Here is an 11,386-nt window from a genome sequence, read left to right as displayed (position 1 = left end):
CGCTCCTTTTTTATTTGTCTTTTTTATCCTTGATTTTGGCTTTTATAGGTGCTAAAATTACCCCTCGTGTCGATAATAAAATATTAAAAATATAAAAGGATGCGGGTATGAAGTATCTTAAGACCAATCCATCCCTGTGCAAAGGGATAAAGGCCTGCGAAAAGGTATGCGCCAAGACCTTTTTCAAGGTGGAGGACCCGGAAAAATCGGCCATCAGGGTAACACAGACCGACAGCGGCTTCGAGATCAACGTCTGCAACCAGTGCGGCGAGTGCATCGCGGTCTGCCCGGTGCTGGCCCTGAAGCGCAACAGCCAGGGCGTGGTGATGCTGGACAAAAAATTGTGCGTGGGCTGCCTGATGTGCGTGGGCTACTGCCCCACCCTTTCCATGCGCACCCACCCCGATCAGCGGGAGCCATTCAAGTGCGTGGCCTGCGGGATCTGCGCCAGGGCCTGTCCCGAGAAGGCGCTGGAGATAGCGGAACGGTAGGGGCGCGATTAATCGCGCCCGGATGCCCCAACAAGGCAAGGACACGGCAGGCCGTGTCCCGACAGGATCAGTAATAAGTAAGGGCCGATATATCGGCCCCAACCATGTAAGGGCACGATGCATCGTGCCCCAACGAGGAGAAGAAAATGGAAGAGAACAAGGTCTTTGAATATACCAGATATACCCAAGACATCGAAAAAATGAAGGCGGCTCATAAAGTGTTGGCCGTGTACGCTTTCACTCCCAGCCTTCCCCAGAAGGGCTACAACAACCGCTCCCTGCATATCGACCTGAGCACCTTGAAGTTCACCGAGAAGAAGATAGACGAGGCCACCAAACGGACCTTCACCGGCGGGCGGGGCTTCGGCTTGAAATACCTGTGGGACGCCATCAAGCCGACCACCAAGTGGAACGACCCGGAGAACGACATCATCATCTCGCCCGGCCCGATCTGCGGCATCACCCAGTACCCCGGGGCCGGCAAGTCGCTGGTGGTGGCCCTGTCGCCTATCACCAATATCCCCATCGATTCCAACGTGGGCGGCTACTTCGGCCCGCTGATGAAATTCTCGGGCTTCGACGCCCTTGAGATCCAGGGCAAGGCCAAGGAGGACGTGATCATAGTGCTGGACGGTGTCAAGGGGAAGATCACCATAGAGACCGCGCCCCAGGAATCCCTGGACTCCCATATCGCGGCCGAACAGTTCACCCACCAGTATGCAACGGATGAGGCCGACCTGCGCAACGTCTCGGTGGTAAGCGCCGGGGCTGCCGCGGCTCACAGCCTGATCGGCTGCCTCAACTTTTCCTATTATGATGTGCGGCGCAAGGTGACCCGCCTGAAGCAGGCCGGACGGGGAGGGATCGGCACGGTGTTCCGCGACAAGAAAATCAAGGCCCTGATCGTTCACGGGCCGCAGGTCAAGGGCGACATGAACCATCCGGCCGACCTGGGCCGGATCCAGCGGGCCGGGGTCAAACTGCACAAGGAGATGCACGACTTCGACGACAAGATGTGCACCATGCGCAAGGTGGGCACCACCAACATCGTCAGCGTGATGGACGCCTACGACCTGCTGCCGGTGATGAACTTCCAGTACGGCAGCCATCCCGACACCAAGAACATAGACAAGACGATGTGGCTCAAACAATTCACCCAGGGCATACCGGACGGCTGCTGGTACGGCTGTTCCATGGCCTGCGCCCACGGGGTGGACGAGTTCGCCCTGCGCACCGGGCCTTACAAGGGGCACCAGGTGATAGTGGACGGTCCGGAGTACGAGACCGCGGCCGGCTGCGGATCCAACTGCGGGATCTTCGACCCCTTATGGGTGATAGAATGCAACTTCTACTGCGACACCTACGGCATCGACACCATCAGCTTCGGCACCATCACCGGATTCATCATGGAATGCTGGCAGAGGGGCATCCTTAATGCCGAACGCACCGGCGGGCTGGACATGTCCTGGGGCAAGGGGGAATCGCAATTAGAGCTGATGCACCAGATGGCCCGGGGCGAGGGCTTCGGCCTGATCGCCGGCCAAGGGGTGCAGCGTTTGAAGAAGATATTTTCCGACAAGGGCTGGGGGGATTACGCCTTCCTCAACGACATCGGGCTGGAGGGCAAGGGGCTGGAGCAGTCGGAATACATGTCCAAGGAATCGCTGGCCCAGCAGGGCGGCTACTACCTGACCAACAAGGGGCCCCAGCACGACGAGGCCTGGGTGATCTTCATGGACATGGTCAACAACCAGATCCCCACCTTCGAGGACAAGGCCGAGGCCCTGTACTATTTCCCGATGTTCCGGACCTGGTTCGGGCTGAACGGCCTGTGCAAGCTGCCCTGGAACGACATTGAGCCGGGCGACAACCGGACCAAGAACGCTCCCATGGACGCGGCCAAGGTGCCGGAGCATGTCCAGAACTATGTGGACCTTTTCTCCGGGGTCACCGGCCGGGAGATCACCAAGGAGGAGATCATCAAAATGTCGGAGCGGGTCTACCAGTTCCAGAGGGTATTCGATCTGCGGATGGGCAAGGGAACCCGGAAATACGACCAGCCACCCTACCGGGCCATGGGGCCGGTCACCAGGGAGGAATACGAGTCTCGCCAGGAACGCTACGACAAACAGCTTTTAGACTGGATGCAGATAGACCCGGTCGGAAAGTCCACCGAGGAGAAGATGGCCCTGCACCGCAAATACCGGGAGGACCGCTACCAGAAGCTGGTGGATGCGGTCTACAAGCGGCGGGGCTGGACCTCCAACGGGATTCCCACCCTGGAGACCTTGAAGCGCAACGGCATCGATTTCCCGGAGGTGGTGGCCACGGTGCTGCCGCACCTGTCGGAAACAGAGGTCAGGGAGGTGCGGGCCGCCTATGTGACTTCCAAGAAGGCAGAGCCCAAGGAAAATCAAAAATCAAAAGCCAAAGATAAAAAACCGGTTGCCAAGAAGAAAGCGGTTGCGAAAAAGCAAAAGATAAAAACCACTGCCAAAAAGGCGGCCGTTAAAAAGAAAACCACGACAAAAAATCTTAAACCAAAGGCCAAAAGCAAAAAAGCACTTGTCAAGAAAGCTTTGATGAGAAAGAAGCCGGCGAAAAAGGTCATTGCCAAGAAAAAAACAGCCAAGAAGGTTGTCAAAAAAATAAAGCCCAAAGCTAAGAAGACCGTAAAAAAAGCGACGACTAGGAAATCAAAGAAAAAATAAGTATCTATTCCGGCTTTAATTTTCAGTAGTTCAGATCATGCGACTGGTTATACAGCGCGTTTCTTCGGCTTCGGTAACCGTTGAAAACAATGTCACCGGGAAGATCGGCCAGGGTCTTGTTATCCTGGCCGGATTTTCACATCTGGACGACGATGGGATCATCACTAAGCTGGCCGAAAAGGCCGTCAACTTAAGGGTATTCGAGGATGTTGACGGAAAGATGAATCTTTCGCTATTGGATGTGAAGGGGGCTGTTCTTTTAGTATCGCAATTCACCCTGTATGCCGATTGTCGGAAGGGGCGCCGGCCATCGTTCACCGATGCCGCCCCGCCGGAAAAGGCCCAAGTGCTGTATCAAAAACTTATTGATGCTTTTAAGTCTTATAGAATAGATGTGCAAACGGGAATATTTGGCGCAAAAATGCTGGTGAAAATCGGTAACGACGGGCCGGTGACCATAATTTTAGATTCGAAAGATCTTAATTGACAACAGGGAAATCGAAACATTGAGATCTCAGTAAGTAATTCTCGTAAATTGTTGTATAGCAAGAATAGAATCCTGGTTTTTGAGTCTTAACTCATTTCTCTTTTTCCTCCCCACTTTCTCTTTATAGAGAAAGTGACAAAGAGAATCGCCGCCTACACCGGTGCTTTGATGGAATGATGTTCGACGGACTGAATTTGCTGAACACGCCGAAATAATAGTGTAACTCACAGCAAATTCCGGGCGTCCGCCTGGCCTGCGCAGCACCGCTGACTGCGGCACCTTGGGGAACCCCGGTAAAATGGCCGCTTCAGCGGACGGGGATGGCAGCAATGGCCGTTAAGAATTTTTTGCAGAGCAGGGGCTATATTTATCCCATCAAGAAATTTAGGCCACGGATATTGTTACCCACCCGGGAGGTGTGCGGCCGAGCTCTTTGGCTACTTTCTGGCGTTACAGAAAGTAGCTTTGAAAGCTATTACAGAAATATAAACATCAATTCATATAATCACAGGAGTTTTGGCAATGCCTCAAAAAATGAAGGCGGTGGTCAAGACCAAACCACAGCTTGGGGCCGAGTGGCTGGAGGTCAATGTTCCGGAACTAAAGCCCGACTGGGTGATGGTCAAGGTTCGGGCCACCTCCATCTGCGGGACAGACGTTCACATCTACGAATGGAACAAGTGGGCCGACGAACGGATCGGATCAAAGAACCTGCCTCAGATACTGGGTCACGAGGTGGCCGGCGAGGTGGTGGAGGTGGGGCCGCACTGTAAACGGATCAAGGCCGGCGACTATATCTCGGCCGAGACCCACATCTACGATCCCGGCGACCTGCAGGCCATGCTGGGCCAATTCCACATCGGCGAGCGGATGAAGATCGTAGGGGTGGACCACGACGGTTGTTTTGCCGAATACTTTGCCCTGCCGGAGTCGGTCTGCTGGGTCAACGACAAGAGCATTCCGCCGGAGCTGGCCACAGTTCAGGAGCCGATGGGCAACGCCTGCTACACTCTTTTAGGCGAGAACTCCGACGTGGCCGGAAAATCAGTAGCCATCTTCGGGGACGGGCCCACCGCGCTGTTCGCCGCCGGTCTGGCCCGGGCCTCTGGCCTGACCCAGATATTCGTCATCGGCATGTCGGACTTCGCTTTGAACATCGCCAAAAAGATGGGGGCCGACCATACCTTGAACATCTCCGACAAATCCGTCAATAGATTAGAATTCATCCGGGACCACACCGGCGGCTACGGCACTGATATCGTGCTGGACATGGTGGGAGCCCCGGCGGCCATCGAGGAGGGCCTGAAGGTCATCCGCAAAGGCGGCCGCTACAGCGCCTTTGGGGTGCCGCCCACCACTCCGGTCCCGGTGGACTACACCAACGGAATTGTGTTCCGGGGCATTACCATTAACGGCATCTCGGGGCGCAAGATGTTCGATACCTGGTACCGGGTAAAGAATTTCCTGGCCTCGGGCCGGATAGACATCAAGCCCATCGTCACCCACCTGTTCGAGCTCAAGGATTTTGCCAAGGGCTTCGAAGCGGCTATGGGCAACCCCCGGCAGTGCGGCAAGGCGATTTTATTCCCTGATCCCAAGGAGCTGGAGGCGGCCAGGAAGAGAATGGGAATAAAATAATTACGTAATACACGAGAAGTGTTACAATATTAATATTGCATAAAAACGCTTTTTTTGATATGCTTTCACTCACAATAAGAATAATGGAGTGGTGGCCGAGTGTTTTAAGGCGCCTGTCTCATAAACAGGTAGACGTCGCAAGGCGTTTCATGGGTTAGAATCCCATCCACTCTTAGCGATTAATGTAGAGGTTAATATGAAATACCAGAAATTCACGATTACTAATTTCAAAGGTATTGATAAAGTTGAAATTGATCTATCGCATAACCGCATAGTTTCTTTAGTTGGGTTAAATGAAAGTGGGAAAACCACAATAATGAAAGCTATTAAGTGTTATTATGATTTATCAAAAGGCGGGACATTAACTGACAAAGAAATCAACGCAATTAGACCAAAAGGTATTGATTTTACAGGGGAGATAGTGCTTGAATCCAGTATTGAGTACGAAAAGGATGATTATGATAGAATCGAAAAATATTGGGAAAGTAAGAACAAAGCATATAAAATAGATCTATACAAAGGGGTTTTTAAATATACTCATAAATTCATTTATGAATTACATAAATTTAAAAAGCATGAATCTAGTGTTGTGTTTCCAATAACTGTAACAGACGTTGACCTACAAAATAAAAGCAAAGACCTGCGTGAGTATGAGAATTCGGAATGGATTGATTTGTTGGATTTTGTCAAAAAAAACCTAATACCAGAGATTTTATTTTACGAGGATTTCATTTTTGAAATACCAGAGGAAATATTTTTCAATTTTAATAAACAAGCAACAGAAGACAGGAATGTAATCTGGCAATTAGTTTTAGATGATATTTTGAAATGTGTTAATAGTCGCTTCACTTCATTCCAGGAAAATGTGGTTGATATTTGGAATACTGATAATGACACGGCGAAGCAGATAATATCGCAGATTGGGGGCATATTAAATAAGAAAATCACAAAAAGTTGGAAAACGTTATTCCAAAAAGGTAGTAGGAAATTAAATTTCAAGGAAATACAGCTTGATTATAAAACCGATCCACAAAAATTATCGGTATCGTTCAATGTTAAAACTGATTCCGGTAAAATCTTTTCAATAAATGAAAGAAGTAAAGGCTGTAAATGGTTTTTCTCTTTCTTGATTTTTACTGAATTTCGGAAGAAACGGACAAAAAACATATTGTTTTTATTAGATGAACCGGCTTCAAATCTTCATTCTTCAGCACAACAAAAAATACTGGAAGCTATACGTGATTTAAGCAGTAATTCAATGGTTATCTATTCAACGCATAGCCATCACTTAATTAATCCCAAGTGGTTAAAAGGTTCGTATGTTATTATTAATGATAAATTAACAGATACTGAATTGAAGGGTGACATCACTTTTGATGATTCAGCAAAAATTATTGCAAAGAAGTACTTTACTTATGTTGGTGAAGGATATGGTAAACCTAAAGTCTCTTATTTCCAGCCAATACTAGATGCGTTGGATTATAAACCCAGTTTGGTCGAACCAATCCCAAACATAGTAATCTGCGAGGGAAGGTTTGATTGGTATGCCTTTAAATATTTCTGTGATGTGCAATTAGATGAAAAAGATGTTAATCTTTATCCAGGTGCTGGTAGAGACCAGCTTTATGATATTATTAGACTGTATTTATCGTGGGGCAAGAAATTCATTGTTGTTCTTGATAGCGATGTGCCGGGTCAGAAATCAAAGGATAAATATATTGCCGAGTTTGGTTCATACATAAATAACAAAATATTTACCTATAAAGATATTTTAGGAATAGAAACCGATTTAGAAGGTTTGTTTGATGAGCAAAGTAAAATGGCAATAATTAACAATGCCTTGGGACTTGGTTCTTTTGAAAAAATCAAAAATGATGCAGAAAAACTTAAGGGGAAATTAAATTTGGCAATAAATCATTTGGTTCTAGATAATAGAAGAATACCTTTAAGTGATGAAACAATGCAAAAATTTAGAACTGCCATTCAATTCATGAAAAGCAAATTCAATGATAAGCTTCTATAACCTACGAAATAAGGGAAACAGGAATGAGCAATATAAGGTCCTATGTGTTGCGCCTGAAGGGAATGGGATTTTAGCTAATACTTTGTTTGATAAGCAGTGCGGCAAGGCAGTGCTGTTTCCCGATTCCAAGGAACTGGAGGCGGCCAGGAAGAGAATGGGGATAAAATAAATTCATCAGCAGGGGCGACCGGCCGGTCGCCCCTGCTGTATTTCAGTAATCTATTTAAGGATGTATAGTCATGAAAATCAAATCGCCGATCAGCTTTACCTTGGGCATGCTGCTGACAGCCTTCGGCGCCTGGGGTGCAATCGCAAGCAATAACCCGGCCAAGTTCATCCCGCTGGTCATCGGTTTGTCACTGATCTACTTGGGCTGGCGGGGCGGGCGAAAGGCCACGATCGTAATGGGCCACATCATCGTCACCAGCGGGTGTTTCCTTATCACCTACGGCCTCTACCTTTTGCCATACGCCAAGCCGGACCTGGCCCATATCTTCGGCCTGCCACTGTTCTGGGGTCTGTTCTGCCTGTTCGGCGGGATCTGCGCCATCTACCACGGGTTTTGCCGCTGCGTAAGCTGCAAAACAACCGATTCCAGTTGCTGCCGGTAATAGTAATTTATCCAGGCACTTCTATACCGATGATCTAATTCGGCGCTCCGGAGAACCGGGGCGCTTTTTTTATTGCATACCTAAGTTGTTTTTTGGTATCATTAACACTTTACAGCAACCAATCATTCCAAGCCTTCCTTTTAACAAATCATAAAACAGGAGAGAGCAGATGCACGAACCCTCCAGCCAATGGGCCAAGGATCATGCGGCCTCGATCAAACGGGTATTGGGGCTTTGGTTTGTGACCCTCTACGCCATAGTCTACGCCGGCTTCATCGTCATCAACGTGGTCAGCCCCGGCTTTATGGCGGTTGATGTGGGAAGTTTTAACGTGGCCATAGTCTATGGATTTTTACTTATCATCTTCGCCATATTTCTGGCGGCCATCTACAACCACATCTGCACCCATGCCGAGGAAGTGATGACAAACATGCATTCCGATGAAGAGGCAGAGGCGCTGGAGGAGGGACACTCATGAATTACGCCGTATCGCCATGGGCCATCGCCATCTTCTGCGCCTTCGTGGTTGGGGTGCTGGCCATATCGTACCATTTCGCCCGGTCCACCAAATCGGCCTCCGGTTTCTATACCGCCGGCGGCAACATCCACTGGTCGGTCAACGGCATCGCCTTCGCCGGGGACTACCTCTCGGCCGCCTCCTTCCTGGGGATCTGCGGCATGATCGCCTTTTCGGGCTACGACGGCTTCCTGTATTCCGTCGGCTATCTGGCCGGCTGGGTGGTGGCCATGTTCGTGGTGGCCGAGCCGATCAAACGCCTGGGCAAGTATACCTTCACCGACGCCCTCAACGCCAAGTTCAACTCCCGGGGCATCCAGCTGGCGGCGGCCATCAGCACCCTGCTGGTGTCCATCTTCTATCTGATTCCCCAGATGGTCGGCGCCGGGAGCTTAGTGACACCGCTGTTGGGCCTGCCTCATGAGTTCGGCGTGATCATGGTCGGCACCTTGGTGATCATCATCGTGGCCACGGCCGGCATGGCCTCCACCACCTATGTCCAGTTTCTCAAAGGCGGGCTGCTGCTGATCTTCTCGCTGGTCCTGGTGTTTTTGGTGCTCTCCCGCGGCGTCTCCACCAAACCCGACCAGGGCGGCGATGTGCCTTTCCGTCATTTTTCCACGGTCAAGGTCGGCTCCTGGAACGGCCAGAACATGGTACTGGCCGATAGCGGATATACGGTGGCGGGGATTTTCCCGGAGAATTCGGGAAAGCTGGTCTTCGTCAAGCTGGTCAAAAGCGGACAGATCTCTTTCTGGAAACTCAATTCCGCAGAGATGCGCCTAGAGGAGACCCAGACCCTTGCCGTCAAGCCCGACGGATCCAAGCTGTACAACGGCGAACCCAAGGAGAACGGAAAATTCTACCAGGTGGGCCATATGAGCCAGGTGGTCAAGGATGGCCAGGAGGTCGAGAAGAGCGGCACCACCGATTTCTTCAGCTTCATCAAGACCATCAAGGACGGGACGGTGATACGCTGGCTGAAGTTCGTGGGCTTGAAGGACGGCGATGACCAGGTGACCGTCTACTACCAGCAGCCGATGGCCGGCAAAGAAGTGCTCAAGCCGGGGGTGAAATTCAAGGTGGACAGCGCCAAGGGGGCCACCACCTCCGACAAGGTCAACTTCATCTCCCTGATGATAGCCCTGTTCTTCGGCACCGCGGCCCTGCCGCACGTGCTGATCCGCTATTATACCGTCCCCAACCCGGCCAGCGCCCGGAAGTCGACCATCGTGGCCATCGCCGCCATCGGCCTGTTCTACATGCTGACCCTGTACATGGGGCTGGGGGCCATGGTCAACGGGGTGCTGGACCTGACCAACGACAACATGTCGGCCCCGCTGCTGGCCAAGTCGTTCGGGGTGGCGATATTCGCCATTATCTCGGCCCTGGCCTTCGCTACGGTGCTGGGCACGGTCAGCGGACTGATCATCGCCTCCTCGGGCGCAGTGGCCCACGATCTGATGGACAAGTTCTTCAAAGTCAAGATGAACGATCACCAGAAAGTGATGTGGGGCAAGCTGGCCGCAGTGGTGGTGGGCATCATCGCCATGGTGCTGGGCATCCTGTTCAAAGGCATGAACGTTTCATACTTAGTGGGCTGGGCCTTTGCGGTGGCGGCCTCGGCCAATCTGCCGACCATCGCCATGATACTGTTCTGGAAAAAGACCACCTCCCGCGGGGTGCTGGCCTCTATACTGGTGGGCCTGGGGTCGGCCTTGGGGATGATATTGCTGTCGCAGGAGACCTTCAACGAGGTCTACCATATGCCGCACATCAAGTCCCTGATCCCCATCAACAACCCGGCTATCATCTCGGTGCCCTTAAGCTTCCTGACCCTGGTGGTGGTCTCCCTGCTGACCCAGCGCCAGGAGGCCGCCCGGCAGGCCAGAAACAAAATACAGGAGGGAAAAGCATGAGAAAAACCAGCTGCCTGACGGCTCTGGCTGCCGTACTTTTCCTGTTCTCAATTCCTTTGGCGGCCACACCGGTGGAGGTTGGCCTGGGGACACTCCGCCTGGGCGGAAATCTCCAGACGGTCTATGGCTATTCCCAGACCGGCAAATGGTCCTTCGCCGCCAAGCGGGTCCGGCTGATCCTGAACGGGGATCTCCCCGAGCAACGGCTCAAATATCTGGTGCAGTTGGAGGCCCTGACCAGCCCAGCCCTGCTGGATGCCAGGATCCAGGCCTCCGGGTACCTGCCCAAGACAGACCTGATGCTGGGACGATTCATCCCGTCATTCAGTTTATACATGCCGCGCTCCACCGCCGCGCTGGAGATGATCAACTACCCGGTCGTCCTGACAAAGTTTGCCATGTGGCGGCAGATGGGGATGCAGACCACCACCAAGCTGCAGCCGGTGGAGCTGTCCATCGGCCTGTTCAACGGCTATCCCGCCAACAACTATGCCGATAACAACAAAGGAAAGGACCTGCTGTTCTCGGTTACCGCTAAACCGGCCGACTTCCTGCAGTTTCTGGGATATTCCTGGCTGGGGAATTCGGTACAAAAGGGCAGCCAGGATACCCTTAAGAACCGCTACGGCGGCGGGTTCAGTATTGAACATAAGCTCGGCCAATCGATGCTCCTGATCGTCCGTAGTGAGGTCATCGCCGGTCAGGATCGGCTGCCATTCTCCGGGGGCATGGTCAAGAGCGGGGGCTACTATGCTCATCTCGGCCTGCGACCCCACCCGAAAATCGAGGTGTTGACCCGCTGGGATAAGTTTGACACCGAGCGTTCCGACGACGGCACCGCCTGGCTGACGCTGGGGGCCAACTATTACCTGTCGGGGACCAACGCCATGATCTATGCCAACTATATACGCAAGAAGATGGAACAGCCAGGCGCTCCGCACAACGATGAATTCGCCATCCAAGTGCAGCTGGCCTTTTAACCCGCCCCG

Annotated in this window: 9 protein-coding genes and 1 tRNA gene; all 10 read left to right on the top strand. The window is 51.8% G+C overall.

The annotated features are described in order from the left end of the window. Positions 1–107: 107 nt before the first annotated feature. The 10 genes from KJ869_02150 to KJ869_02105 all read left to right on the top strand — a co-directional run bounded on the left by KJ869_02150 (position 108) and on the right by KJ869_02105 (position 11,377). A complete protein-coding gene (locus tag KJ869_02150) occupies positions 108–491 on the top strand; it encodes a 4Fe-4S binding protein (protein MBU1575993.1) in 384 nt (127 codons plus the stop codon). Between the two features lie 200 nt (positions 492–691). After that, on the top strand, positions 692–3,202 hold the full coding sequence (locus tag KJ869_02145; protein MBU1575992.1) for an aldehyde:ferredoxin oxidoreductase: 2,511 nt from the start codon (positions 692–694) through the stop codon (positions 3,200–3,202). Between the two features lie 37 nt (positions 3,203–3,239). Next, a complete protein-coding gene (gene dtd / locus KJ869_02140) occupies positions 3,240–3,689 on the top strand; it encodes a D-tyrosyl-tRNA(Tyr) deacylase (GenBank protein ID MBU1575991.1) in 450 nt (149 codons plus the stop codon). A gap of 522 nt (positions 3,690–4,211) precedes the next feature. Continuing rightward, the gene (locus tag KJ869_02135) at positions 4,212–5,327 is read left to right on the top strand and encodes an alcohol dehydrogenase catalytic domain-containing protein (GenBank protein MBU1575990.1); all 1,116 of its coding nucleotides are present in this window, start codon (positions 4,212–4,214) and stop codon (positions 5,325–5,327) included. Positions 5,328–5,412: 85 nt separating this feature from the next. After that, positions 5,413–5,501: transfer RNA gene (locus tag KJ869_02130), tRNA-Met, on the top strand. Positions 5,502–5,523: 22 nt separating this feature from the next. Further along, positions 5,524–7,350 carry an ATP-binding protein gene (locus KJ869_02125; protein MBU1575989.1) on the top strand — a complete coding sequence of 609 codons (1,827 nt, stop codon included), beginning with the start codon at positions 5,524–5,526 and terminating at the stop codon, positions 7,348–7,350. A gap of 404 nt (positions 7,351–7,754) precedes the next feature. Then, a complete protein-coding gene (locus KJ869_02120) occupies positions 7,755–7,961 on the top strand; it encodes a hypothetical protein (protein ID MBU1575988.1) in 207 nt (68 codons plus the stop codon). A 169-nt stretch (positions 7,962–8,130) separates the two neighbouring features. Further along, positions 8,131–8,439, top strand: coding sequence for a DUF485 domain-containing protein (locus KJ869_02115; GenBank protein ID MBU1575987.1), 309 nt, complete (start codon positions 8,131–8,133; stop codon positions 8,437–8,439). After that, the gene (locus KJ869_02110; protein MBU1575986.1) at positions 8,436–10,397 is read left to right on the top strand and encodes a cation acetate symporter; all 1,962 of its coding nucleotides are present in this window, start codon (positions 8,436–8,438) and stop codon (positions 10,395–10,397) included. The genes KJ869_02115 and KJ869_02110 overlap by 4 nt, the downstream gene beginning before the upstream one ends. Next, the gene (locus tag KJ869_02105) at positions 10,394–11,377 is read left to right on the top strand and encodes a hypothetical protein (GenBank protein MBU1575985.1); all 984 of its coding nucleotides are present in this window, start codon (positions 10,394–10,396) and stop codon (positions 11,375–11,377) included. The genes KJ869_02110 and KJ869_02105 overlap by 4 nt, the downstream gene beginning before the upstream one ends. Positions 11,378–11,386: the final 9 nt, after the last annotated feature.

Source organism: Candidatus Edwardsbacteria bacterium, from assembly GCA_018821925.1.
GTDB lineage: Bacteria > Edwardsbacteria > AC1 > AC1 > EtOH8 > UBA2226.
This window is presented reverse-complemented; position numbering and strand designations above follow the sequence as displayed.

Coding starts and splice junctions, on each gene's coding strand:
- KJ869_02150 (MBU1575993.1), top strand. CDS start 108: ATGAAGTATCTTAAGACCAATCCATCCCTGTGCAAAGGGATAAAGGCC.
- KJ869_02145 (MBU1575992.1), top strand. CDS start 692: ATGAAGGCGGCTCATAAAGTGTTGGCCGTGTACGCTTTCACTCCCAGC.
- dtd (MBU1575991.1), top strand. CDS start 3,240: ATGCGACTGGTTATACAGCGCGTTTCTTCGGCTTCGGTAACCGTTGAA.
- KJ869_02135 (MBU1575990.1), top strand. CDS start 4,212: ATGCCTCAAAAAATGAAGGCGGTGGTCAAGACCAAACCACAGCTTGGG.
- KJ869_02125 (MBU1575989.1), top strand. CDS start 5,524: ATGAAATACCAGAAATTCACGATTACTAATTTCAAAGGTATTGATAAA.
- KJ869_02120 (MBU1575988.1), top strand. CDS start 7,755: ATGGGCCACATCATCGTCACCAGCGGGTGTTTCCTTATCACCTACGGC.
- KJ869_02115 (MBU1575987.1), top strand. CDS start 8,131: ATGCACGAACCCTCCAGCCAATGGGCCAAGGATCATGCGGCCTCGATC.
- KJ869_02110 (MBU1575986.1), top strand. CDS start 8,436: ATGAATTACGCCGTATCGCCATGGGCCATCGCCATCTTCTGCGCCTTC.
- KJ869_02105 (MBU1575985.1), top strand. CDS start 10,394: ATGAGAAAAACCAGCTGCCTGACGGCTCTGGCTGCCGTACTTTTCCTG.